Raw genomic sequence first — 24,165 nt, 5'->3', positions numbered from 1 at the left:
GGCCGGCGAGGTGGTCGTGGGCGAGCCGACCGCGGTGATCACCGCCGACGCGGGTCCGTCCGAGCCGGCCGCCGCCGGCGACGGCGAACCGTCGAAGCCGCGTCGCCGCCGGCGCCGTCGTGGTGGCGGTTCCGGCGCGGGTACGCCGGCCGAGGCGACCGCGGACTGACCCACAGCGACACACCCGACATCCCCCGCACCGCCTCAGCGCGGTACGGGGGATGTTTCCCTTCCCATCCCACCTGCCGAAGATGGAACGATGCCGGAACCACTGGACGCTGCTCTGACCGAGGTCCGGGCGCTGCTGCTCGACCCCGCGCTGACCCGGGCGGTCGCCGCCGGCCGCCGCCGGGGGCGCCGCCCCACCGTGCTGCGGGCCGAGTTGCGGCCGGTGACGCTCAAGGCCGGGTCCCGGCTTCAGATCGCCACGTCCGACGGCGCCCGCCCGTACACCCGTAACGTCGCCCCCGGTCCCGAGGCCGCCGTGGCGGTCGACGAGCTGCTGGCCGAGCCGTTCGGCAACTGGCACGTGGAGACGGCCGACGCGACGCTCCAGCTGCGGGTGACCAAGTCCGGCGAGGCGCAGGTGCACCGCGCCGCGACGGCCCGACCGGCGGCGACGCCCGGCGGGAACGACCGGGCGAAGGAGTACCTGCTCGACCCGGGCGATAAGATCTTCGCCGAGATCGGCGGCTCGGCGGCCAAGCGCCGCCAGGTCGACGCGTTCCTGCGGGCCCTCGCCGCGACCCTGCCCGACGACCTGACCGGTCCGTTGCGGGTGGTCGACCTGGGCTGCGGCAACGCGTACCTGACCTTCGCCGCCTACCGCTACCTGACCGGCCGAGGGCTGGACGTCGAGCTGATCGGCGTGGACGTCCGGGAGGACCAGCGGCGGCGCAACACCGAGCTGGCAGAGCGGCTGGGCTGGGCCGACCGGGTCAGCTTCGTGGCCGGCACGATCGCCGACGCCGTCGTCGACCCCTCCCCGGACCTGGTGCTGGCGCTGCACGCCTGCGACACCGCCACCGACGAAGCACTGGCGCGTGCGGTGCGCTGGGACGCCCGCTGGGTGCTGGCCGCACCGTGCTGCCACCACGACCTGGCGAAGCAGCTCCGCGCCCACCCCGCCCCGGCCCCGTACGAGCTGCTGACCCGGCAGGGCATCCTGCGGGAGCGTTTTGCCGACGTGCTGACCGACGCGCTGCGGGCCGGGCTTCTGCGGGTGCACGGGTACCGGGCCGAGGTGGTGGAGTTCGTCGACTCGCAGCACACCCCGCGTAACCTGCTGATCCGGGCCCGCCGGACGGGCACCGGCCCGACCGACGCGCAACGCGCGGAGTACCGGGAACTGGTCGACCAGTGGCAGGTCACGCCCCGGCTGGAGACGCTGCTGTCCTCCGACGAGGTGCCGGCCGCCTAGCCGTCCTGTCGTGCGCGACTAGCGGAGGCGGTCGCCGCTCCGGTCGCGCCCGATCCGGTCACCGGCCCCCCGGTCGAGGGTCGGGACCCGCTCGATGCCGGCCCGCTGGGAGGCCCAGTCGCTGTCCCCCAGGTTGGTCGGGAACGGCACGACCTTGCCCGTGCCCTCGGCGTTGCCGGCCGCGGTGAAGGCGTTCCAGGAGATGTCGACGAGGAGCTTCTTGGTCTCGGCGTGCCGGACCGCTGCGTTGTGCTGCAACGCCATCCGGGCGCCCAGCACCACCCCGACGAGCGTGGTGGTGATCGCGCCCGTGGCGGCCAGGACGTGCAGGCCGGTGGCCGAGCCGGTGCGCAGGACCAGGACCAGCAGCCAGATCCAGAACCCGGCGGCGAACACACCGGCCTTGGCGACGAAGAAGAGGCTCACCGCACCGGGCTGGTACGGCTGCGGACGGCTCGGTTCGGCCATGATTGCTCCTCAGCGGTGCTGCGGTCGGACACGGCAGACGGGACGGGCGCTACGCCGGGAGCAGAGCTTAGTTGATGAACGGCAATGGCTGCCGATGTTCTGTTCCGGCTGTTCGCCATGCTGCCGGAGAAAAAGTCCCGTCCACGGGACAGATTGTGCGGTCAGTCAATTGTTTCCGGCCCGGCGCGTACTACCCTCGGGAGGCGCATCGCCCAGTGCTCCGGCCGGGAGGGAAGACCCGCAGGGATGGGTTCCGCAGAGGTTTCGCCACAGATGGCGTTCGCCCGCTTCGTCCGGCGCGCCATCGACGATGCTCGCGACGAACGCGGGTGGACCGTCACCGATCTTGCCTCGCACACGGGCGTGGGCCGCTCCACGGTCTTCCGCTGGCTGGCCGGAGATTGGCAGGACTATCCCGAATTGGCCAAAGTGCGGGGCTTCTGCGCGGCACTGGACCTGCCGGTGGCCGCCGCGTTCCGGGCGCTCGGTCTGCCCGACGCCGGTCCGGCTCCCCGTCGCCGCAACGACGACGGCCCGGTCGAGGCCGACGTCCGGGCGATCCTCGACCGGCTGGCCGACCCCAGCGTCACCGCCGAGGAGAAGCACCACATCCGTGATCTCCTCCGGTACCTGGCCCGCCGGCCCATCCGCCGCGCCGGCTGAGCCACGCGGATCAGGGGACGGTGAGCGTGAACTCGGCGGTGTGGACCTCCGTCTTCACCCGGAAGTCCAGAAAGAGGCGGTAGCGGCCGGAGCCCGGGACGGTCAGCCAGAACTTCACCTGCCCGTCCACCAACTCCGGCTCCGGGTGCACGTGCAGGTAGCCGAGGTCACCCTCGCGCAGCGCCACCAGGTGCCCGTACGCCCCGAGGTAGCGCTCCAGCGGCGCGGCGCCACCGGCGGCGTCGACCCGGAAGGTCAGCGGCACGGTCGCGCCGACCTGCGGCTCGCCCTGGTAGCCGACGGTGAACCCGTCCACCGTCGTCGAGGTGGCCGGCTCCGGCAGCGGCCGGGGCTGGTATCCGCCCGGCACGACAAGGTCCACGCCGAGGGTCACCGCGGTCTGGCCGCCGTTGTCGGCGACCACGGTGAAGTCGGCGTACGCCCGCCAGGCGCCGGCCTCGGTGAGGGTCAGCGGCACGGACCAGGTGCCGTCCGACGCCATGCTCGGGTGCAGGTGCTGGTAACCGGTCAGGTCCCGCCGCACGACGATGAGGTGCATCGGCTTGTCGTGGACGACGGCGAAACGGGTGACCGGCCGACGCTGCACGTCCCGCACCTGGAAGCGGAGCTGCCCCGGCCGACCGGCGGGGAACTCGGTGGTCAGCGGGGCCAACGTGTACCCGGCCGAGCTGACCGACAGGCCGCCCGGCTCGACGCCCGCACCCTGGTCGTTGCCCGTGACAGTGCCGTGGTTGTGCGGAGCAGTGCCCGGCGGGTCGGTGTGGTCGACGGCCACCGACGGGCCGCCGGCGCCGGTGGTGGTGCCGGCGTTCAGGCGGCCCAGGCCGAAGCCGAGCAGCACCGAGAGGACCAACCCACCGACCACCAGCGCCAGCCGGAGCGTGCTCCGATCCGGCGCGGCGGAGACCTGGTCAGGCATCGCCGGCGTCCAGTGCGTAACCGGTGACAGACTGCTGATCGGTCATGCCGCCCACGGTACCGCCGCGGCGGGCCACTCCCGGACGACGCCCGGACGGCGTGGCGACGGTCGCAATCGGCCGCGCCCGGGAACTTTTCCGCGGGCGCACGCTCAACCAGCCACGGCAAGGGCCAGCGGGAGCACGTCGGGTGCGCCGGCCCGGCGCAGAGCCCGGGTCACCATCGTCATCGTCCAACCCGAGTCGACCAGGTCGTCGACGAGCAGCACCGGACCGGCCAGCCCGGCCAGCGCGTCGGCCAGGTCGGTCGGCACGGTGAAGGCGTCGTGCAGCGCGCGTACCCGTTGGGCGCTGTTGCCGCGCGGCCCGCCGGCACCGCCCGGACTCCTCGCGGGGACCTCCCCGAGCAACGGCAGCCTGCCCACGGCGGCGATCCGCTCGGCCAGCGAGCCGACCAGCCGGGGCCGCCGACGGGAACCGACCGCGACCACCGCCACCGGGCGGCGGGGCCACGGGTCGTCGCCATGCGCCCACGCCTTGAGCACCTCCACCACGGCGGCGGCCACGTCGTCGGGCACCGGCGCGTCGGGTGCCTCCGGGCCGACCAGGTCGCGCAGCCGGCCACCCCAGCCCAGGTCGGAGAGACGGCCGACCGCACGGCCCGGCAGCGCCTGCTCCGCCGGCGCGATCCGGCCCTTCAGGGGTACGCCCACCGCGTCCAGCCCGGTCGGCCAGAGCTTCTTCGGGGCGATCTCGACGCCGGGCCGGCCCAGGAAGGTCTGCGCGGCGGCGAGCGCGGCCGTCGACACGTCCGGGGCGAACAGCGGGTCGGCGCACCGGTCACACCGGCCGCAGTTCGTGGCCCCGGTGTCGTCCAGGCGCTCCCGTAGGTACCGCATCCGGCAGTCGGACGTGGTCGCGTACTCCCGCATGGCCTGTTGCTCGACGGTGCGCGCCTCGGCGACGCGGCGCAGCCGGGCCTCGTCGTAGGCCCAGGGCTCGCCGGTGGCGAGCCAGCCACCGCGCACCCGACGGACCGCGCCGTCCACGTCGAGCACCTTGAGCATCAGCTCCAGGCGGGCGCGGCGCAGGTCGACGAGCGGTTCGAGGGCCTGGGTGGAGAGCGGTCGGTCGGTGTGCAGGGCGGCCAGCACGGCCCGGACCTGCTGCTCCGGTGGAAAGGCCAGCGAGGCGAAGTAACGCCAGATGGCGGCGTCCTCGACGCCGGGCAGCAGCAGCACCTCGGCATGCTCGACGGCGCGGCCGGCGCGACCGACCTGCTGGTAGTACGCGATCGGCGACGGCGGCGCGCCGAGGTGGACGACGAAGCCCAGGTCGGGTTTGTCGAAGCCCATGCCGAGCGCGCTGGTCGCGACCAACGCCTTGATCTTGTTGTCGAGCAGGTCCTGTTCGGCGGCCCGCCGGTCGGCGTCGTCGGCCTGCCCCGTGTACGAGGCCACCGGGTAGCCCCGCGAACGCAGGAACTCGGCCGTCTCCCCCGCTGCCGCCACGGTCAACGTGTAGACGATGCCCGAGCCGGGCAGCTCGTCCAGGTGGTCGGCGAGCCAGGCCAGCCGATGCGCCGGACTGGGCAGGTCGAGCACGCCGAGGCGCAGCGACTCCCGGTCCAGGGTGCCGCGCAGGACGAGGGCGTCGCCCAACTGCTCCGCCACGTCCTGGGTGACCCGGGCGTTGGCGGTTGCAGTGGTGGCCAGCACCGGGGTGCGCTCCGGCAACTCGGCGAGGAACGTGCGCAGCCGCCGGTAGTCCGGCCGGAAGTCGTGCCCCCAGTCGGAGACGCAGTGCGCCTCGTCGACCACCAGCAGACCGGTGGTAGCAGCCAACTTCGGGAGTACCCCGTCGCGGAAGTCCGGATTGTTGAGCCGCTCCGGGCTGATCAGTAGGACGTCCACCGCACCGGTCTGGATCTCCGCGGTGATCTCGTCCCACTCGTCGAGGTTCGCCGAGTTGATCGTGCGGGCCCTGATACCGGCGCGGGCAGCCGCCTCGACCTGGTTACGCATCAGCGCCAGCAGCGGCGAGACGATGACGGTCGGGCCGTGCTCGCCGCCCTCGCGGAGCAGGGCGGTGGCCACGAAATAGACCGCCGACTTGCCCCAGCCGGTGCGCTGGACGCAGAGCACCCGCCGCCGGTCGACGACCAGCGCCTCGATGGCCCGCCACTGGTCCTCACGCAGCCGGGCGTGCTCACCGGCCAGCCGGCGCAGCACCGCCTCGGCCCGCTCCCGTACCGCCGCCCGCTCTGCTGTCTCCACCCGACATGTCTACCAGCGCCGTCCGCCAAGCCCTTGTTGATCAAGAGGTTTGCGTCAGAATCCAGCCGGAGAATGACGCAAATCTCTTGATCAACAGGGGCCGGGTCAGCGGCCGAGGACAGAGCCTCCGTTCACGCCGAGGACCTGGCCGGTGAAGTAACCGGCACCCCAACCTCCCCATACGCGCGACCCCGTCGATCATGAAGTTATCGCCATCCGCCACGGCGTGTCGTGGCTATAACTTCATGATCGACGGGGGGTCGAAGGGGGGGGGGCGGAGGGAGCGGGTCAGGTGGGATACGCGGGGGGCCAGGCTGGTCAGGCCCCCCGGGAAGAAGTAGACGGCCAGGATGAAGACCGTGCCGAGGACGAACAGCGGCTGGCTCAACGGGCGGCTGAGGACCGCCGGCAGGTTGTCGACCGCGTCGCTCGTGCCGAACGCGGTGAGCCGGTGGTCCAGGTACATGTAGAGGACGCCGCCGAGCACCGGCCCCCACCGGGTGCCCGGCCCGCCGAGCACCACCATGACCAGCAGCGACAGGGTCAGCTCGGAGGACGTGATGTGCGGTGACGCGCCGCCGACGATCAGGACGTAGACCACCCCGCCCGCCGACGCCAACCCACCCGCCAGGGTGAACGCCACCAGCTTGTAGCGGTACGGGTCCAGCCCGAGCACACCGATCCGCCGCTCGTCGTCGCGCAGCCCGGCGAGCACCCGACCGGTCGGGGAACCGCTCACCCGGTGCACCACGAAGACCACCAGGGTCAGGTACGCGAGCGCCAACCAGTACAGGTTGACCGTGTTGGTCACCCCGACCAGCCCGGCGGGCAGCCCGGACACGTCCAGCGGCAGGCCCTCCTCACCGCCGGTGAGCCCATCGAAGTCCCGTGCCACCAGGATCGCGCCCACCTGGGCGAACGCCAGCGTGACCATGGCGAACGCGATGCCCACGGTCCGCAGCGCCACCGCGCCGAGCAGCGCGGCCAGGATCGTGCCGCCGGTGACGGTCAGCAACGCCGCCTGCCACAGCGGCAGGCCGGCCCGGGTGACGAGGATGTCGGTGCCGTAGACACCGGCGGCGAAGTAGAGCGCGTGCCCGAAGGACAGCATGCCGGTCCGGCCGAAGAGCAGGTCGTACCCGGCGGCCAGACCACCGAAGATCAGGCAGATGGCGAGCAGTTGCAGGGTGCCGGGCGAGTTGACCGGCCCCTCGAAGATCCCCGGCAGGGAGATCGTCGAGTACGGCAGGATCGCCAACACGAGCAGCGCGACCAGCGGCAGGAACGGGCGCACCCGGTGCCACCGCCCCCGCTGCGGACTCAGTTCGTCGGGCACCTGCGCGCGAGGCGCGTCGATCACCGTCATGCCGTTGCCACCTTTCCGGCGATGCCCTGCGGGCGCAGCAGCAGTACCACGGCCAGCAGCCCGACCACGCAGATGTCGCCCAGCCCGGACGTGCCGTAGTAGTTGACGAACTGCTGCACGAGCCCCACCACGACCGCCGCGTACGCGGAGCCGACCACCGAACCCATCCCGCCGATCACCACCACGATGAACGCAAAGATCAGGAGCGAGCCGCCCTGACCGGGCGAGACGGTGCCGAAGTAGACCCCGCCCAGCGCGCCGGCGAGCGCGGCAGCCGCCCCACCGATCGCGAAGACCAGCGTGAACGCCTTGCGGACGTCGATGCCGAGCGCGGTCACCATCTCCCGGTTCTCCACACCGGCCCGGATCACCAGGCCGTAGCGGGTCCACCGCAGAAACGCCAGGATCGCGCCCAGCACCAGCGCCGCCGCGAGGATCAGCAGCAGGCCGCCGTTGGGCACCTGCGCGCCGAGGATCCCGGTCACCTGCCGGGTCCAGTCGGGGCGCGGAAACGGTCGCGCGTCCGCACCCCAGGTGGCCTGGAGCAACGCCACCCCGGCCAGGGACAGGCCGACGGTGACCAGCACCTGCTCGATGGTGCGGGAGTACAGCGGACGGATCAGCACCAGCTCGACCAGGATCGCCACCAGCGTGCCGGCGGCCACCCCGAAGGCGACCGCGAGCACGAAGCCGAACCCGTCGGAGCCGGCGCCCGGCAGGTTGCCCGCCGCCCACCAGGTGCCGTAAGCGCCCACGCCGAGGAACAGCCCGTGCGCGAAGTTGAGCACGTCGGCCAGGCCGAAGACCAGGGACAGTCCGGAGGCGACCAGGAAGTACAGCGCCGCCAGGCCGAGCCCGGTCAACGTCAACAGGATCACGGTGCCCATCAGGGCTGGTCCTTCCTCGCGACGGCGGGGCTCGCAAGCTCACTCCTCGCGCTCGGCGCGCGCACCTCCGCCGAGCCGACGCCGAGCAGCGACTTGGTCAGCCCGGTCTCCAGCAGCAGTTCGCGGGCGTCACCGGTCCAGGCCACCCTGCCGGCGGCCAGCACCACCGCGTCGCGGGCCAGCCGGCGTACGACCGCCAGGTTCTGCTCGACGAGCAGCACCGGCACCGACTCCGCGACCCGTTCCAAGACCTCGGCCACCTCGGTCACCACCTTCGGCGCCAACCCCTTGGTCGGCTCGTCGACCAGCAGCAGCCGGTTGTCGTTGAGCAGCACCCGCCCGATCGCGAGCATCTGCTGCTGCCCGCCGGAGAGCGAACCGGCCCGTTGCCGTCCGCGCCGGTCCAGCTCCGGGAAGAGCGCGAAAACCCTGTCGTACGCCGGGGTGGTGCCACGCCGCTCGGCGAGCCGCAGGTTCTCGGCGACGGTGAGGCCGGCGAACACGCAGCGGTCCTCCGGCACGTAGCCGAGCCCGCCGCGGACCAGCCGGTGGGTGGGGCGGGCCAGCAGGCTCCGCGCGCCCATCCGGATCGCGCCGCGGACCTCCCCGGCGGGCGGGGTGAGGCCGACGATCGCCCGCAACGTGGTGGTCTTGCCGACGCCGTTGCGGCCGAGCAGGACGGTCACGCCGGTCGGGGCGACCGTGAAGGACACCCCCTGGAGGATGTGCAGCCCGGAGATCCGGACCGACAGGTCCTCCACGTTGAGGATCGGTTCCAGCTGAGCCTCTTCCGTTCGCGACTGCGGGGCTCGCAAACCCGGCTCACTCCTCGCGCTCACAGCGCCGCCTCCGTTCGCGACTGCGGGGCCCGCAAACCCGGCTCACTCCTCGCGCTCACAGCGACTCCCCCAGGTAGGCCTCTTGCACGGTGGGGTTGGCCATCACCGTTTCCGGGGTGTCGCAGGCCAGCAGCGCGCCGTGGTGCATGACGGCGATCCGGTCGGCCAGTTCCAGGATGACGTCCATGTGGTGCTCGACCATCAGCACCGCCCGACCGCTGTCGCCGGTCAACGACTTGATGACGGCGACCAGCTCGGGTACGTCCTCGGCGCTGACCCCGGCCATCGGCTCGTCCAGCAGCATCACCCGCGGTTCGCCGGCGAGCAGCAGGGCGATCTCCAGCTTGCGTTTCTCGCCGTGGGCCAGGGTGCCGGCGAGCGCCGTACCCCGGTGGGCGAGGCCGACCCGGTCGAGCGCCGCGTCGGCGGCGGCGGCCACCTCCCGGTCGGCCGCCGCCCGCCGCCACAGTGCCATCGAGCCCCCGCGGTGCGCCTGCACGGCGAGCCGGACGTTCTCCCGCACGCTGAGCGAGCCGAAGACCGAGGACGCCTGGAAGGTACGGCCCAGCCCGAGGCGGGCCCGCCGGTGCGGCGGAAGCGCCCCGATGTCCTGCCCCTCCAGGGTGATCCGGCCCTCCGTGGCCCGGCGCAGGCCGGTGATCAGGTTGAACAGTGAGGTCTTGCCGGCGCCGTTCGGCCCGATCACGCCCAGGAACTCCCCGGGTGCCAGGTCGAGGTGGACGCTGTCGACGATGGCGACCTCACCGATCCGCCAGGTCAGACCGCGGGTGGCGAGCATGGGTCAGCCCTTCATCGCCACGGCCGGCGGCGCGGTCTCGTCACCGGTGAGGCTCTTCTGCGCGGTGGCCGTGAAGGCGGTGCCGCTGCCCGTGAGCTTGGCCTGGAACATCGGCTGGAGCAGCGCGTGGTCCGCGGCCCGGATGGTCATCTTGCCCTTGACCCCGTCGAAGCTCCAGCCCTCCAGGGCGGTGACCATCTTGTCGACGTCGTCCCCACCCTCCTGCACCGCGCGGACCACCATCTGGGCGGCGGCGAAGCCGTCCGGGTGGAACAGGTCGATGGTGCTGACCTTGGCCTTGAGCGCCTTGCTGGCCTCGGTGTCGCTGGCGCCGTCGAAGTAGTGCGACAGGAACGAGATCTTCGCGCCGGCTGCGCCGAAGGTCGGCCACGAGGTGCGGATGTCGAGGCCGGTGACGACCGTGGTGGAGGAGAGCACGCCCTGCTGGTCGAGGGTCTGCCACATCGCCGGGGCGGTCGTGCCGGCCCAGGCCACGAAGAGCAGGTCCGGCTTGGCCGCCTTGATCTGGCTGGCGAACGGCGTGAACTCGGTGGCGCTGGCCGGGGCCCGGACGCTGCTCACGGTGGCACCCGCGCCACCGATGACGGTCTTGACGGCGGCCTCGTTGGCGTCGCCGAAGGCGCCGTCCTGGGCGAAGACCACGACCTTCTTCCCGGTCGGGTCGCCGATGAACGACTTGGCCGTCACCACGTCCTGGTAGGACTGCCGGCCGGAGCGGAACGTGTACTTGTTCGCGCCGGTCACCGCGTCCGTGGCGGCCGGTCCCGAGATGAACAGGACCTTGTTCTGCGCCGCGATCGGCGCCACCTGGAGTGCCACGCCGGAGGCCGTGGAACCAGCGATGATCTTCGTGCCCTTGCCGATCAGGTCCTTCGCCGCGGAGACCGCCTTGGCCGGGTCGCCCGCGTCGTCGACCTCGGTCAGCTCGATCTTCCGATCACCGACCTTGCCGGTGCCCTGGGTGGCGAAGTCCAACCCTGCCTTGAACCCCTCGATGTACTGCTTTCCGTAGCTGGCCAGGGCTCCCGACTGGGAGTACACCAGGCCGACCTTGACCGGCGCGGCGCTGTCGCCGCCGCCGGTGGCGGTGTCCTGCGGGCTACCACAGGCCGTGGCGGCGAGTGCCGCAGCCATCATCGTGGCGGCGGAGAGGAACACCCGCCGCGTGTGCCGGACCGTCATCGCGACTCCAGGTGAGGACAGGATGCTGTGTTGTCGGCTCACGCTAGAAGTGACGTCACCCACGAGCTATGTGGCAGAAACACACAAGTAACAGGAACGAGGTGGCCGGAGGTTACAACAGGCCGCTCCACCACCCGAGCACCCGCGCTCTCGATGGCCCGCACCGCCACGGACCACCCGAGGCGTGTGTCGCCCCGCGCCATCTGCCCTGTTTCGCTGGTTCGCTCAGCCGCAGGGCCCGTCGTGATGGGCCGGACGCGGGCAGCGCCGCCGACCGTCCAGCAGGCGAAGATCACCGCAACTTCCTGGATATTGCTGCCTCGATCGGCCGCGAGACAGCAACATCGGCGAACTTGCCGCCTCAGCCCGCCCGGAGACAGCAACCAAGGCGAAATTGCCGCCCGGCCGCCGGTTAGTCCGATCAAGATCGTGCTCGATCCTGGATTTAGTGGCCTCTGGTGGTCGGCGATGCCACTCCAACCAGGATCGAGCGTGACCTTGGACGTGCGCGGACGTAGGCGGACGTGCGAGGCGTTGGCGGGCGTGGGCGGGAGTAAGCCGCGCGATTCGTTTACGGCATCAACTCCACAGCGTCCGCGTGGTGATGCCCGCACCCGCGAGGGCACCTGGTCCGCCGGACGTGCCGCTGGCCCGCCGTCCGGGTGACGGACGACGGGCCAGCGGGTGGGCCGGGCGTGATCGGCCCGGTGGTCGGCTCGGAGCGGATCAGCTCCGGGCCGAGGTCAACCCGGCGGGGCGGGCACCCCACCGAGGCTCGGGGTCAGTTCCCGGCGAGACCGGCGCGGGCGGCGACGGCGGTGTCCGGGTGGTCGCTGAAGACGCCGTCCAGGCCCAGGCCGAGGAAGAGTTCGTACTCGGCGGTGATGTCGCCGCGCGCGTTGGGGTCGGTGCCGATCCGGAAGTCGACGGGGAGGAACTGGTTCTCCGCGCGGAACGTCCAGGAGTGCACGAGCAGCCGCTCGCGGTGCGCGTCGCGTACCACGTTGGTCGGGGCGAGCAGGGCTCCGGCGGCGTCGCGGGGCACGAGCAGGTTCTTGTTCGCTCCGATGCCGTCGGCGTACCCGGCGATCCACTTCAGCCCTGCCGGCTGGGCGAGATCCTGGTAGCTGCGGGTGTCGCCGGCGACGGTGAAGTCGTACGGGCGGCCGGTGGCGTCAAGCAACTGGATCAGCTTCACGTCGGTGAGCCGGCTCAGCCTGCGCAGGTTGGCCGTCTCGAAGGACTGGATGAAGACCGGCGAGTTCTTGTGGTCCAGCTTGTTCTGCCGGAGCACGCGGACCAGCGGCTCCTCCAACGGCAGGTTGATCGACCTGAAGTAGCTCGGGTGCTTGGTCTCCGGGTAGATGCCGATGGTGCGGCCCCGTGTCCGCCCCTCGGTCCGGGCCAGGTCGATGACCTCCTGGAGGGTGGGCACCTCGAAACGACCGTCGAAGGCGGTGTTCGCGACGCGGACCTGCGGCAGTCGCTCCTTGGCCCGCAGCGTCTTCAGCTCGGCCAGGGTGAAGTCCTCGGTGAACCAGCCGGTCACGGCGACACCGTCGATGGTCTTCGTCGCCTTACGGGCCGCGAACTCCGGGTGCGTCGACACGTCGGTGGTGCCGGAGATCTCGTTCTCGTGCCGGGCGACCAGGACGCCGTCGGACGTGGACACCAGGTCCGGCTCGATGTAGTCGGCGCCCATCCGGATCGCCAGCCGGTACGCCTCCAGGGTGTGCTCCGGCCGGTAGCCGCTGGCGCCTCGGTGACCGATCACGATCGGGCGGTCGTTCGCCCGGGTGCGGTCCGCTCCGGTCGAGGGGTCGGCGGCGGCCATGGTGGGCACGGCCACGGCGGCGGCGAGCAGCGCGCTGGCCACGCCGAGGGTCGAGAGGGTACGTCGCAACGCCGTCTCCTGTCGTCGGGGGATGCCCTTCAGCAGACCGCCCGCGATTGGCCGGGAGTTGGTCGACGACTGGCCGGCAGGTGAATCTCCGGAATGGGCGTTCCCACTCCGACGTCCGTACGGAAAAGGAAGATTGTCTGGTGCGCCGGTTTTTCCGCAACCCCGTGCGGCTGGTGCCGCTGGGGTTCCTGGTGCCGATCCTGCTCGGCACCGGACTGCTGATGGCGCGCTGGGCCACCGTTCAGCATCAGCGACCGCCCCTGGTCACCGCGCTGTTCACCGCCACGTCAGCGGTGTCGGTGACGGGAATGGCGATCACCGACACCCCCAACTACTGGTCCGGCTGGGGACTGCTGGTGATCACCCTGCTCACCCAGCTCGGCGGTCTCGGCATCCTCACCGCCGCGGCGCTGGTGATCCTCGTGGTCTCGCGTCAGCTCGGCCTGCGCAACCGGCTGCTGGTGCAGGCCGAGACAGCGGAGTTCGGTATCGGTGACGTGGCCCGGCTGCTGCGCCGGATCGCGGTGACCGTCTTCGCCTGCGAGGCGGTGATGACCGCGCTGGTCGCCGCCCGGCTCTGGTGGGCGTACGACTACACGCCGGGGCGGGCCCTCTGGTCGGGCGTGTTCCACGCCGTCCAGGCGTTCAACAACGGTGGCTTCGCGCTCTACAGCGAGGGCCTGGTGGCCTTCAACCGCGACCCGTGGGTGTCGCTGCCGTTGGCGTTCGGTGCCATCGTCGGCGGGCTCGGGTTTCCCGCCCTGTTCGAGGCCGTCCGTGAATGGCGCAAGCCGGTCGGATGGGCGGTGGCCACCAAGCTGACCGTCTGGGGCAGCGTCGCTCTCCTGCTGCTCGGCTTCGTCGGTCTGCTCGTCGCAGAGTGGACCAACGCCGGCACCATCGGCTCGTACGACGCCGGAGGCAAGGTGCTCGCGTCGTTCACCCAGATCGCGTTGAGCCGCACCGGCGGCTTCAGCGTCGTGGACATCGCCGACCTGCAGGAGGAGAGCTACCCGCTGCTGATCGTGCTGATGTTCATCGGCGGCGGCAGCGCCAGCACGGCCGGTGGCATCAAGGTGTCCACCTTCTTCCTGCTGGCGTTCACCATCTGGGCGGAGTTGCGCGGCGAGCCCGATGTGACGGTAGGGCACCGCCGGGTGGCCACCGCCAGTCAGCGGCAGGCCATCACCGTTGCCCTGCTCAGCGTCGCGCTGGTCTCGGCCGGAACGATGCTCCTGCTGCTGCTCACCGAGGGTGTACGCCTCGTCGCGGCCCTGTTCGAGGTCACCTCCGCGTTCAGCACCACCGGGCTGACCATCGGTCTGGCCGGCGAACTGCCGGCCAGCGGCCAAGTGGTTCTGACCGTGCTGATGTTCGTCGGCCGGATCGGGCCGCTCACCCTCGGGTCGGCGATCGCCCTGAACACCCGGCGCAACCTCTACCGCTATCCCCAGGAACAACCCATTGTCGGCTAGGCGCGAGGAGGGGCGAGGTGTCGGCGAGACGATCGGACGGCAGCGGCGTCGTGGTGATCGGGTTGGGTCGGTTCGGCTGTCACCTGGCCGGGTCGCTCACCCGGATGGACCGCGAGGTGCTGGCCGTCGACCGCGACCCGGAACAGGTGCAACGCTTCTCGACCCAGCTCGACCGGGTGGTCCAGGCCGATGCGACCGAGGAGGGGGCGCTGCGCCAGCTCGGCGTCGCCAGCTTCGAACGGGCGGTGGTGGCCATCGGGGCCTCGGTCGAGGCGAGCGTCCTCACCGTGCTGGCGTTGACCGAGCTGGGTCTGCCGCAGATCTGGGCCCGTGCCACGTCGCAGAAACACGCCAAGATCCTGTCGTCGGTGGGCGCGCACCACGTGATCTTTCCGGAGGCGGAGACCGGCGACCGGGTGGCCCATCTGATCGTCAGCCGGCTGCTCGACTTCATCGAGTTCGACGACGACTTCGCCATCGCCACCATCCGGGTGCCGGAGTCGCTGGTCGGTCGGACCCTGCTCGACCTGCGTCCGGAGGAGCGCCACGGGGTCCGTGTGATCGGCGCGAAGGCACCGGGTGAGCGTTTCCGGTACGCCTCGGACGACACGGCGCTGGCTCAGGGTGGGTTGCTGGTGGTGGAGGGCGGTATCGACCAGGTGCAGCGGTTCGCGGGACGACGCTGACCGTCACCTGTGGTGACCACCGTGCCCCTCAGGGGCTTTCACCCTTTTCCCGAACCACCTGCCTTGCCCTCGCTGGGCTTCGCGGGGCCCTTCTGGGGCTTCGGAGGCTTGGCCTTCGTCTCGCCGCCACCGGACCCGGACCCGGACCCGGAGCCGGAGCCGGAGCCGGAGCCGGAGCCGGGGCCGCTGCCGGAGCCGCTGCGTGCCGTCGTCGTCTTCGGCGGGGTCTTCGGCGGCACCTTCGTGGTGGCCGCCTTGCTCGCCGGGGCGGTGGACGGCGTGCTGCCGGCCACCCCGGAGACGCGTACCCCGCAGGTCGCGTCGCCGACCCGGAACTCCACCGGAAGCGGGTTCGCCCCGCTGTACTTCCCGGCCAGGGTGACCTTCTCGGCCGCGCCGGGCGCGAGGATGGTGCGCTGGGCGGCCGGTCGGATCAGCACCGTGCTCCCCTGCTGCTGCACCGACGTCGGTTCCGCCTTCGTCACCGCCTGCTGGCCGGGGAAGGTGAAGCTCATCGTCCAGTCCCGCAGTTCCTGGTCGCCGCTGTTGGTCAGGGTCAGCTCGGCGGCGAAATCCTTGCCGGAGTCGGTACGCAGCGCGTACGTCACCTCGCAGGGCGCCGCCTTCGGCGGGCCCATCCGGGCCTCGGTGGTCGGCCGGTCGCCGCCGCTGGCCGGGCTGCGCGAGGTGAACCCCCACATCGCTCCGGTGACCGCGATCAGGCCGACGGCGGCCACCCCGGCCTCGACCCGCCGCCGACGTCGTTGCTCCCGGCGGGTGCGGTTGCGGGTCCGGGACAGCGGCAACGCGTCGGTCGCCGCGGACCAGGGCAGGATGGTCGTGCCCGCGCTGGCCAGCGCGGCCGGGTCCAGTGGCCCGGCGGCCGGCGAGACCGGCACCGCCGCCAGCATCCCCGCCGCCTCGGCGAGGGTCCGGGCCAGTTCGGCGGTGCCCGGCCGGTCGACGGGCTGCTTGGCCAGGCAGCGCCGCACCAGGTCGGTCACCTCGTCGGGCAGGCCGGGCACCGGTGGCATCGGGTCCGGGTCGTTGTACATGTGCGCCCGCAGCATCTGCGTGGTCGTGCTGGCCTGCCACGGCAGCCGGCCGGTGAGCATCCGGTAGAGCAGCAGCCCGACGGCGTACACGTCGGTGGCCGGTGAGACCTGGCCGTTGTCCAACCGCTCCGGGGCGAGGTACGCGGGTGTGCCGAGCAGCGCGCCGTCCGGCCCCTTCTCGCTCTCCCCCACCAGCGCGGAGATACCGAAGTCGACCACCTTGACGCCGGTCGAGGTGAGCATCACGTTGCCCGGGGTGACATCGCGGTGCACCACACCGCGGGCGTGCGCGGTGGCCAGCGCGGAGCTGACCTCGGCGCCGATCGTCACCGCCTCGCGCCACGGCAGGCGCCCCTCCCGGCCCAGCCGGTTGGCGAGTGAGGCGCCGTCGACCAACTCCATCACCACGTACGGCACGGTCAGGCCGACCTGCTCGGACTCGCCGTAGTCGTACACGTTGGTGATGTTGGGGTGGCAGAGCCGCGCGGCGGCCTGCGCCTCCACCCGGATCCGGTGCCGGAAGGCCCGGTCGCTCGCCAGCCGCGACGCCAGTACCTTCACCGCGACCTGGCGGCCGAGCACCTCGTCGTAGCCACGCCAGACCACCGACATGCCGCCCGCGCCGAGTTGCTCGACGAGCCGATACCGCTCATCGAGGAGTTGCGCGTTGTTCCGGTCCCCACCGCCCATGGTGGCCGTTGTTGCCCGCAGGGGGCCTGCCTACACCTGAAGGATCGGAATCGGTCAGGAAAGTCACCCGATCAGGCGGTCGCCAACAGTTGGTCCACCGGGGCGTAATCGTCGGTCAACACCAGGGCCGAGCCGACGAAATCCGTCAGGTTCGCGCCGGAGAGCAGGCTGACCTTCGGGTCGACCTCGCCCAGCCGGGCACCGATGGCGTCCAGGGGCAGTGGAGCGTCCGAGGCGACGACGAGGAAGTTGGCACCCTGCTCCTCGGCGAGCGCCTCCGGTGGAGCGATCAACGCGACGTGCGTGAACTCGGCGGCCACCGTGGCCAGCTCGGCGCGGATGAACCGCAGCGGCGGATGGTCGATGACGTTCTGCACGTACACCCCGCCGGGGCGGGTCACCCGGCGGATCTCGGCGGCCATCTCCCGGGTGGCCAGGTGCCACGGCACCACCAGGTGACCGAACGCGTCGCCGACCACCAGGTCGCGGCTGTCCGCCGGCTCGCCGGCGACCAGCATCCGGGCGTCACCCACCACCGCCCGCAGATCCGGCCCGGTGCGTACGCCCAGCTCACGCTCGCCCAGCTCGACCAGCCCACCGTCGATCTCGAAGACGACGTTGTCGGTGCCCGGCCGGGTGGCGGTCAGGTAACGCGGCACGGTGAAACCGCCACCGCCCAGGTGCAGGGCGTCCAACCGCTGCCCGGCCGCGCGGTCACGTCGGCGACCGCGCCGATCCATTTGACGTACGCGTACTCCAGGTGTCTCGGGTCGGCCAGGTCCACGTACGAGTGCTGGGCCGAGTTGAGCAGCAGCGTCCGACCGCTGGGCCGGCCGGGGTCCGCCGTCACCCGGGCACAGTGGTACGCCGTCTCGATGTCACACGGGTTCGGGGCGACGGTGGTCAGCCCCGCACCGATCAGGCCGAGCACGGCCAGTGCGGCCCGGGTCCGGGCCGGACCGGGCAGGTCGGTGCGCGCCTGCCGGCGCAGATACCACCCGAGGGCGATGCCGGCCAGCCCGAGCGCGACCGCCAACGCCAGCAGGATGACGGTGCTGGGCAGGGCGGCGACCAGCACGAAGCCGGTGAGCAGGGTGGCGGTGATGCCGCCCAGGGTGCCGATCCCGGACAGCCGGCCGACGACCTGACCGGTGCGGCGCAGGTCGGCGAGTTGCAGCTTCACCACCAGCGGGGTGACCGCGGCGAGCAGCGCGGCCGGCACGAACACGGCCAACGCGACGAGCAGCAGGATGGCGCTGGCCGCGCCGCCGCGCAGCACCTCACCGGCGTACCGGACGACGGGCAGGGTGACCGCGGTGGCGATGCCGGCCAGCACCAGCGCCGGCGCCAGCAGGCCGCGCGGGTCGCGTCGGTCGGCCAGCCAGCCGCCGGACCACGCCCCGTACGCGATCGCGGCCAGCGCGATGCCGATCACCGAGCTGGTCACCTGGAGGGTCACCCCGACGTACGGGCCGACCAGGCGCAGCGCGACGGTCTCCAGCACCAGCACGGCGCCGCTGGAGAAGAAGACCAGGAACGCGGCCAGGCCGTTGGGCAGCGCCCGGCCGGTGACCGGCACGGGTGCGGCCGAGGAAGCCGGCGGAGCCGCTACGTCGGACGGTGGGGAGCTCATCGTCGCGATGGTACGCAGCGAAGCTGGTGCTTCGGGTCAGTACATCGAGAGATGAACATGGTTCGTGTGGCTGGCGGCCGGGCTGCCGCTGCCGCTGTACGCGCGCCACCCGGTGCCGGGGTGCCAGATCTGCCGGTACCAGATCACGTAGAGCACACCCAGCCGTTCGGCGTTACGCACGTGCCAGGCGGCCAGACTGTCGCCGTACGCCTTGTCGCCGCCGGTCGCGTTGCGGTCCTCGAAACCGTTGGTGGCGGCCGCGAAGTCGCAGGCCCGCCCCTTCGGGTGCTCGCCACCGCCGCCTTCGCGCTTGCAGGAGACGTGCCGCTTGTAGCCGGCCGCCTGGGTCTGCTTGAGCGCGTGCAGCGTGCGCGGGGTGATACAGCCGGAGGTGGTCGGGTCCTTCACCGAACACGACTCGGGCGGCCACGATCCGTCGGAGTTGCGCGGCGCGGGCTTCGCCGAGGCGGAGCTGCCGCCGCTGAAGCCGTTGCTGCTGCCCCCGCTGACCTCGGCGAGAGCCGCCTCGGCCTCCTTTTTCTTCTTCGCCATCACGGCGAGCTGCTTCTGCTGCTCGCGGACCTCGGCGTCGATGGCGAGCTTGGCCTGCTGCGCCTGCTGCTGGGCGTCGACGAGATCACGCAGCCGCTTGCTGTCCCGCTGGGCCATCAGGTCGAGATCGGCCGCGCGTTGCAGGAACGCCTGCGGCGTGGCGGTGTTGAGCAGCATCGACGCCGGGGTGAGCCGACCGGCCCGATACGACTGCGCGGCCACCTCACCGACCTGGGCGGTGAGCCCGACCAGCCGACCTTCGACGGACTTCAACTCGCCGGTCAACGCCGTCTGCCGGCGCTTGGAGTTGTCCAGTTTGGCCTTGGCCTCGATGTGGCCCTTGGCGGTCAACTCCAACGCGTCCCGCAGCTTCTTGGTGCCGCCTTCGTCGGGTTCCGCGTACGCGGGGACGGCACCACCGACGAGCACCAGCGTGACGGCGGCGAGCACGCCGAGCAGAGCGCGGCGAACGCGCTGCTGACTGAGCCTGGTCCTGGGCACGAAAGCGTCCTTCCGTCGACCGCCGGCCCCCGGTGAAACCCATTACGCGGCGGCGTCCCCGCCGGCGCCGGTCGGCGGCCTGCTGGCGGAGACCGCCGGTCACGATACCGGAACGCCCGCCGGTGACCAGCCCCGTGACCGTTCTGGCGGCCAGGTGTCGACGGAGCGTGCCACCAGCGTCGCGCTGCGCGCGGAGGCGGCCTGCCGCGACCGTCGCGCCGCGCGGATCAGGAGCCGAGGAGGGCTTCGTGCACCTCGGCCCAGACCTGCTCGTTGGCCGCGACGAGCAGACCGCGGCCGTCGTCGGCGGGGTGGTAGTCGACACCGTCGAACCGGCGGGCGACGCCACCGGCGGCGCGGACGAGCAGCACCCCCGGGGCGTGGTCCCACGGCAGGGTGCGCCAGAAGAGGGTGAACTGCTGCTCACCGGTGAGGATGTCCAGGTACTCCCGGCCCGCGCAGTGCTGGCCGGGCAGCAGCTCGCCGAGTCGCCGGCCGCCGGCTCGGACCCGGTCTCGGGCCTCCGGGGGCAGGAACCGGGTCATCGCCGCTCCGCGCAGCTCGCCCAGCGACGGCACCGACCCGGTGCCGTCCACCGGCTGGCCGTTGAGCAGGGTGCCGTCGTCGGCCCAACCCGCGGCCAGCGTCTGGGCCAGCGGGTCGAGGATCCAGCCGGCGGTCGGCCGCCCATCGGTCAACAGCGCCACCATGAGGGCGAACGGCCGGCGGCCGGCGGCGAAGTTGGCGGTGCCGTCGACCGGGTCGACGAGCCAGACGTCGCCGCCGTCGCGCAGGTGCCGCAGCAGCCCCGGATCGTCGGCGACGCCCTCCTCGCCGACCACCAACGAGCCGGGACGCAGGTGACGCAGCCTCGCCGAGATCAGCTCCTCGGCCCGGCGGTCGGCGACGGTGACCACCTCGCCCGGCGCCTTCTCCGACACGTCGGCGTCGTCGAGCTTGCGGAACAGCGGCAGCACGACCTGGTCGGCGGCCTCCCAGAGCAGGTCGCCGACGTCGTTGAGCAGGGTGTCAGCCACGCGGCGGCAACTTGACCACGCTGACGAAGAACTCGTCGATCTGGCGGACCACCGAGATGAAACGCTCGAAGTCCACCGGCTTGGTGACGTAGGCGTTGGCGTGCAGCTGGTAGCTGCGCAGGATGTCCTCGTCGGCCTGGGAGGTGGTGAGCACCACCACGGGGATGCGGCGCAGTTCCTCGTCCTTCTTGATCTCTTCCAGCACCTCCCGGCCGTCGCGGCGGGGCAGGTTGAGGTCGAGCAGGATCAGGTCGGGCGCCATCGCGTCGGCGTACTGGCCCTCCCGCCGCAGGTAGGCGAGCGCCTCGGCGCCGTCGGACACGACGGTCAGCCGGTTGCGGAGCTTGTGCTCCTCGAACGCCTCCTGCGTCATCAACACGTCACCCGGATCGTCCTCGACGAGCAGGACCTCGATCGGGCTCTTGCCGTCCGCTGGCGCGGTCATCCCACCGTCTCCCTCATGTCACCCGTTCTACCGCTTTCCGGGGCTCCGCCAGGCAGGTCCGGCCGGTCCGGGTCGGCGGACTGCTCCGGCGTCTCGGCCGAGGCCGTCGCGTCGTCCGCCACGGAGGGCTGCGACTGCGCCGGCGGGTCGGCGGCGGCAGCAGCGGCCTCGACGTCCTCGGGAAGCGCCGGCAGGGTGAACCGGATCGCGGTGCCCTCCGGTACGTCGGTGTCCACCCAGACCCGGCCACCGTGGTATTCCACGATCTTCTTGACGATGGCCAGCCCGATGCCGGTGCCCGGGTACGCGTCCTTCGAGTGCAGCCGCTGGAAGATCACGAAGATCTTGTCGGCGAACTCCGGCTCGATCCCGATTCCGTTGTCCTGGCAGCTGATCTCCCATTCGGAGCCGACCAGCCGGGCCGAGACGTGCACCTTCGGCGGCACGTCCGGACGACGGAACTTGATCGAGTTGCTGACCAGGTTGGCGAGCAGGTTGGTGAGCAGTGGCTCCTCGCCGCGGATCACCGGCATCTCGGTCCAGGTCAGCTCCGCGTCCGCGTACTGCCGGGCCGCCTCGGTCTGGCCGGCCACGTCACCCAGCACCTTGTTCAGGTCGACCTCGGTGAAACCGGTGGTGAGCCGGCCGATGCGGGAGAACGCGAGCAGGTCGTTGATCAGGCGCTGCATTCGCTGCGCGCCGTCGACCGCGAACGCGATGTACTGGTCGGCCCGCTCGTCGAGCTGCCCGGCGTAGCGACGCTGGAGCAGCTGGCAGAAGCTGGCCACCTTGCGCAGCGGCTCCTGCAGGTCGTGCGAGGCCACGTACGCGAACTGCTCCAGGTCACGGTTGGACCGGGTCAACTCCTCGGCCTGCTTCTGGAGCTGGCTGTTGACCCACTCGATGCGTTCCCGGGCCTCCCGCACCTCGGCCAGGTCGGATGCGATCTTCTGGCGCATCGCGTCGACATCGTCGCCGAGCCGGATGAACTCCGGCGGGCCCACGGTGGCGATGCGGTGCTGGTAGTCGCCCTCGGCGACCTCGCGGACCTGGGTTGCCAGCCCGGTCAGTGGCCGGATCACCATCCGGTCCAGCGAGAGCAGCAGCACCGCGCCGGCCACGACCACCACCAGGGCGGCGACGATCAGCAGTACGACCAGCACGTTGCTGCTGTTGCGGACGTCGGAGGCGGACTGTTCCCGGGCGGCCAGGATCTCCTCCTGGAGGTCGGCCACCGCTGTACGGACCTGGTCGAACTGCTGCCGCGCCTGGTCGGTGACCAACGCCTGGCCGGCGCGGGTGCCGCTCCGCTCGGTGGTGGCGATCACCGGCTCCGCCACCGACTGCCGCCACTGCTGGACGCGGTCCTCCACGATCCGCAGCTCCCGGCCGACCTGCGGATAGTCGCCGAGCAGCGTCCCCATCGAGGCGATGACGGCCTTCTCCTGGTCGAGCCCCTCCCGGTACGGACCCAGGTCGGCCGGCTTGCCGCTCACCGCGTACCCGCGGACCGCCGTCTCCTGGTCGAGCAGCGCGTTGAGCAGCTCCTGCGACTGCACCCGCAGCGGGCCGGTCTGGTTCAGGACGGCGTCGATCTGGGTGCGGTTGCGGGCGGCCATCGCCGCCTCCGCGGCAGCCAGGCCGATCAGCAACACACCCACGACGGTGAGCAGGGTGATGACCCGGCGGCGCAGACTCCAGCCGCCGCTCACCGGCTTCACCGGCCACCACCCCGGCTGACCAGTAGCATCGCCACGTCGTCGGCGAGCGGGCCACCGTTGATCTGTTCGGCCCGCCCGACCAGCCAGGCCGGCAGGTCGGGCAGCGACACCTCACGGTTGGCCGGCTCGTCGAGCAGCCCGCTCAGACCGGGCACGTCGAGGCGTTCGTTGCCCGTACCCACCCGCCCCTCGATGAGGCCGTCGGTATACATCAACAGGGACCAATCATCGGTGTCGAACTCCAGGTCGTAGGCGATCGGCCGGCGGGGTCGTACGCCCAGCAGCAGGCCGCCGGGCGCGGGCACCGGGGTGACCCGGCCACCGGAGAGCAGCAGCGGTGGCGGGTGCCCGGCGAGTCGGACGGTGGCCCGGTTGGCGTCCAGGTCCAGTCGGGTGGTGGCCACCGTCGCGAAGATCTCCTGGAGGCGGCGCTCGCTCATCAGCACCTGCTCCAACGCGGGCAGCACCTCGTCGTCCGGCACCCCGGCGAGCACCAGCGCCCGCCAGGCCACCCGCAGCTCGACGCCGAGCGCCGCCTCGTCGACCCCGTGCCCGCAGACGTCCCCGACGATCAGGTCGAGACGGTCGGGACGGGTCTGCACCACGTCGAAGAAGTCCCCGCCGATCAGCGCGGCGTGCCGACCCGGCCGGTAGAAGGTGTGCACCGCCACCTGTTCGGTCGTCATCAGCGGTTGGGGCAGCAGGCCGCGTTCGAGGCGGGCCGACTCGGCCTGGCGCAGCTCGACCTCGCGCAACCGGCGGGCGTTTTCGTCGGCCCGCTTGCGCTCCACCGCGTAGCGCAGCGCCCGGGTCAGCAGCACCCCGTCCACCTGGCCCTTGACCAGGTAGTCCTGTGCCCCCTCGGCGACCGCCACGACGCCCAGGTGCTCGTCCGAGCGGCCGGTCAGCACGCAGACCGCCGCGCCGCTGGACATCTCCAGCACCTGGCGCAGCCCGTCCAGGCCCTGCGCGTCGGGCAGGCCCAGGTCGAGCAGGACGCAGTCGACGCCGGTGATCCGCTGCCGCGCCTCCCGGAGGCTGGTGGCGACCAGCAGGTCGATCATCGAGTTGGTCTCGGCGAGCAGCTCACCGACCAGGAAGGCGTCACCCTCGTCGTCCTCCACCAGCAGCACCCGCAACCGCTCGCCCGGCGGCAGGTTGGCGTGCCGCGCCAGGCCGCCGTGCGGGTACGGCACGACGGGGGAACCGGCCAGGCCGGGTCCCCGATGCGGCCGGGTCACCGCCGCGAGACGCGGGAGTTCGCTGGTGATGTCGGGCTCCTTCCGAGTGCCCTGCTGATCCTGTATTAGACAACGGTCGCACACAACACGGCGGCCGCGGCGCGGGCGGGGATGGGCCGCGTCACTGCCCGCCGACGGACATCCGGGCCGATCGGTGGCCGACCGGCCGTCCCGTCCGGGGCCGCGGGACGGCAGGATGGTGCCACCCCAGGCCCCACCACCTTCGAGGAGTTCCCGTGGGCGCACCCCCCACCCAGGCCGCGACGGGCCGCCCGGCTCGCCCCGGCGCGGGCGTACCTCCCGCCGACCGTGCGCTGGCCCGACCGCGCCGGCGGCTCCTGGCCGCCGCGGCGGCCCTGGTCGCGCT

The 24,165-nt window shown here is 72.0% G+C and carries 19 protein-coding genes and 1 pseudogene; 4 read left to right on the top strand and 16 right to left on the bottom strand.

The features are described 5' to 3' along the window. Positions 1-259 precede the first annotated feature (259 nt). Entirely contained in the window at positions 260-1,420 is a 1,161-nt protein-coding gene (locus JNW91_RS17605) for a class I SAM-dependent methyltransferase (protein WP_203176568.1), read from the top strand. Between the two features lie 18 nt (positions 1,421-1,438). Here the strand turns inward: JNW91_RS17605 and JNW91_RS17600 are convergent, their stop codons facing one another. Next, a complete protein-coding gene (locus tag JNW91_RS17600; protein ID WP_203176567.1) occupies positions 1,439-1,888 on the bottom strand; it encodes a hypothetical protein in 450 nt (149 codons plus the stop codon). Positions 1,889-2,134: 246 nt separating this feature from the next. On the opposite strand from JNW91_RS17600, the gene JNW91_RS17595 reads away from it, so the two are divergent. Beyond that, entirely contained in the window at positions 2,135-2,551 is a 417-nt protein-coding gene (locus tag JNW91_RS17595; RefSeq protein ID WP_203176566.1) for a helix-turn-helix domain-containing protein, read from the top strand. A 10-nt stretch (positions 2,552-2,561) separates the two neighbouring features. On the opposite strand, the gene JNW91_RS17590 is transcribed toward JNW91_RS17595, so the two are convergent. The 8 genes from JNW91_RS17590 to JNW91_RS17555 form a co-directional block, all read right to left on the bottom strand. After that, entirely contained in the window at positions 2,562-3,491 is a 930-nt protein-coding gene (locus tag JNW91_RS17590; RefSeq protein ID WP_203176565.1) for a hypothetical protein, read from the bottom strand. Between the two features lie 150 nt (positions 3,492-3,641). Beyond that, positions 3,642-5,765, bottom strand: coding sequence for a RecQ family ATP-dependent DNA helicase (locus JNW91_RS17585; RefSeq protein WP_203176564.1), 2,124 nt, complete (start codon positions 5,763-5,765; stop codon positions 3,642-3,644). 235 nt (positions 5,766-6,000) lie between these two features. Further along, positions 6,001-7,131, bottom strand: a complete 1,131-nt coding sequence (locus JNW91_RS17580; RefSeq protein ID WP_203176562.1) for a branched-chain amino acid ABC transporter permease — start codon at positions 7,129-7,131, stop codon at positions 6,001-6,003. After that, positions 7,128-8,018 (bottom strand): branched-chain amino acid ABC transporter permease, encoded by an 891-nt coding sequence (locus JNW91_RS17575; protein ID WP_203176560.1) that lies wholly within the window; start codon positions 8,016-8,018, stop codon positions 7,128-7,130. The genes JNW91_RS17580 and JNW91_RS17575 overlap by 4 nt, the downstream gene beginning before the upstream one ends. Beyond that, positions 8,018-8,797 (bottom strand): ABC transporter ATP-binding protein, encoded by a 780-nt coding sequence (locus JNW91_RS17570; protein WP_203176571.1) that lies wholly within the window; start codon positions 8,795-8,797, stop codon positions 8,018-8,020. The genes JNW91_RS17575 and JNW91_RS17570 overlap by 1 nt, the downstream gene beginning before the upstream one ends. Before the next feature lie 115 nt (positions 8,798-8,912). Beyond that, positions 8,913-9,656 (bottom strand): ABC transporter ATP-binding protein, encoded by a 744-nt coding sequence (locus tag JNW91_RS17565; protein WP_203176558.1) that lies wholly within the window; start codon positions 9,654-9,656, stop codon positions 8,913-8,915. Positions 9,657-9,659: 3 nt separating this feature from the next. Continuing rightward, positions 9,660-10,859 carry a substrate-binding domain-containing protein gene (locus tag JNW91_RS17560; RefSeq protein ID WP_203176557.1) on the bottom strand — a complete coding sequence of 400 codons (1,200 nt, stop codon included), beginning with the start codon at positions 10,857-10,859 and terminating at the stop codon, positions 9,660-9,662. Between the two features lie 781 nt (positions 10,860-11,640). Continuing rightward, the gene (locus tag JNW91_RS17555; protein ID WP_203176555.1) at positions 11,641-12,762 is read right to left on the bottom strand and encodes a glycerophosphodiester phosphodiesterase; all 1,122 of its coding nucleotides are present in this window, start codon (positions 12,760-12,762) and stop codon (positions 11,641-11,643) included. Between the two features lie 140 nt (positions 12,763-12,902). Here JNW91_RS17555 and JNW91_RS17550 point away from each other — a divergent pair, with 140 nt between their 5' ends. Next, positions 12,903-14,237, top strand: a complete 1,335-nt coding sequence (locus JNW91_RS17550) for a TrkH family potassium uptake protein (RefSeq protein WP_203176553.1) — start codon at positions 12,903-12,905, stop codon at positions 14,235-14,237. Between the two features lie 17 nt (positions 14,238-14,254). After that, positions 14,255-14,923: a potassium channel family protein gene (locus JNW91_RS17545; protein WP_203176552.1), complete on the top strand. Its 669-nt coding sequence runs from the start codon at positions 14,255-14,257 to the stop codon at positions 14,921-14,923. A 38-nt stretch (positions 14,924-14,961) separates the two neighbouring features. On the opposite strand, the gene JNW91_RS17540 is transcribed toward JNW91_RS17545, so the two are convergent. The 7 genes and pseudogenes from JNW91_RS17540 to JNW91_RS17510 form a co-directional block, all read right to left on the bottom strand. Continuing rightward, a complete protein-coding gene (locus JNW91_RS17540) occupies positions 14,962-16,668 on the bottom strand; it encodes a serine/threonine-protein kinase (protein WP_203176551.1) in 1,707 nt (568 codons plus the stop codon). A 71-nt stretch (positions 16,669-16,739) separates the two neighbouring features. Next, positions 16,740-18,301 (bottom strand): annotated as a pseudogene (locus tag JNW91_RS17535) (fused MFS/spermidine synthase). Between the two features lie 36 nt (positions 18,302-18,337). Next, the gene (locus JNW91_RS17530; RefSeq protein WP_238425186.1) at positions 18,338-19,312 is read right to left on the bottom strand and encodes a coiled-coil domain-containing protein; all 975 of its coding nucleotides are present in this window, start codon (positions 19,310-19,312) and stop codon (positions 18,338-18,340) included. A 269-nt stretch (positions 19,313-19,581) separates the two neighbouring features. Then, complete coding sequence (locus tag JNW91_RS17525) at positions 19,582-20,391, bottom strand: inositol monophosphatase family protein (RefSeq protein ID WP_203176546.1); 810 nt, start codon at positions 20,389-20,391, stop codon at positions 19,582-19,584. Further along, positions 20,384-20,836: a response regulator gene (locus tag JNW91_RS17520; RefSeq protein ID WP_203176544.1), complete on the bottom strand. Its 453-nt coding sequence runs from the start codon at positions 20,834-20,836 to the stop codon at positions 20,384-20,386. The genes JNW91_RS17525 and JNW91_RS17520 overlap by 8 nt, the downstream gene beginning before the upstream one ends. After that, complete coding sequence (locus JNW91_RS17515) at positions 20,833-22,557, bottom strand: sensor histidine kinase (RefSeq protein WP_309244403.1); 1,725 nt, start codon at positions 22,555-22,557, stop codon at positions 20,833-20,835. The genes JNW91_RS17520 and JNW91_RS17515 overlap by 4 nt, the downstream gene beginning before the upstream one ends. Continuing rightward, complete coding sequence (locus JNW91_RS17510) at positions 22,554-23,798, bottom strand: PP2C family protein-serine/threonine phosphatase (RefSeq protein ID WP_309244402.1); 1,245 nt, start codon at positions 23,796-23,798, stop codon at positions 22,554-22,556. Before JNW91_RS17510 ends, JNW91_RS17515 begins: the two co-directional genes overlap by 4 nt. Between the last annotated feature and the right edge of the window lie 367 nt (positions 23,799-24,165).

The sequence above is a fragment of the Micromonospora parastrephiae genome, from assembly GCF_016802865.1.
Lineage (GTDB): Bacteria > Actinomycetota > Actinomycetes > Mycobacteriales > Micromonosporaceae > Micromonospora > Micromonospora parastrephiae.
Note: the sequence above shows the minus strand (reverse complement) of the source record. Positions and strands in the feature narration are given on the sequence as shown.

Bases quoted from the DNA above. Each gene is read 5' to 3' on its own strand.
- JNW91_RS17605 (WP_203176568.1), top strand. From the start codon at position 260: ATGCCGGAACCACTGGACGCTGCTCTGACCGAGGTCCGGGCGCTGCTG.
- JNW91_RS17600 (WP_203176567.1), bottom strand. From the start codon at position 1,888: ATGGCCGAACCGAGCCGTCCGCAGCCGTACCAGCCCGGTGCGGTGAGC.
- JNW91_RS17595 (WP_203176566.1), top strand. From the start codon at position 2,135: ATGGGTTCCGCAGAGGTTTCGCCACAGATGGCGTTCGCCCGCTTCGTC.
- JNW91_RS17590 (WP_203176565.1), bottom strand. From the start codon at position 3,491: ATGCCTGACCAGGTCTCCGCCGCGCCGGATCGGAGCACGCTCCGGCTG.
- JNW91_RS17580 (WP_203176562.1), bottom strand. From the start codon at position 7,131: ATGACGGTGATCGACGCGCCTCGCGCGCAGGTGCCCGACGAACTGAGT.
- JNW91_RS17575 (WP_203176560.1), bottom strand. From the start codon at position 8,018: ATGGGCACCGTGATCCTGTTGACGTTGACCGGGCTCGGCCTGGCGGCG.
- JNW91_RS17565 (WP_203176558.1), bottom strand. From the start codon at position 9,656: ATGCTCGCCACCCGCGGTCTGACCTGGCGGATCGGTGAGGTCGCCATC.
- JNW91_RS17560 (WP_203176557.1), bottom strand. From the start codon at position 10,859: ATGACGGTCCGGCACACGCGGCGGGTGTTCCTCTCCGCCGCCACGATG.
- JNW91_RS17540 (WP_203176551.1), bottom strand. From the start codon at position 16,668: ATGGGCGGTGGGGACCGGAACAACGCGCAACTCCTCGATGAGCGGTAT.
- JNW91_RS17520 (WP_203176544.1), bottom strand. From the start codon at position 20,836: ATGACCGCGCCAGCGGACGGCAAGAGCCCGATCGAGGTCCTGCTCGTC.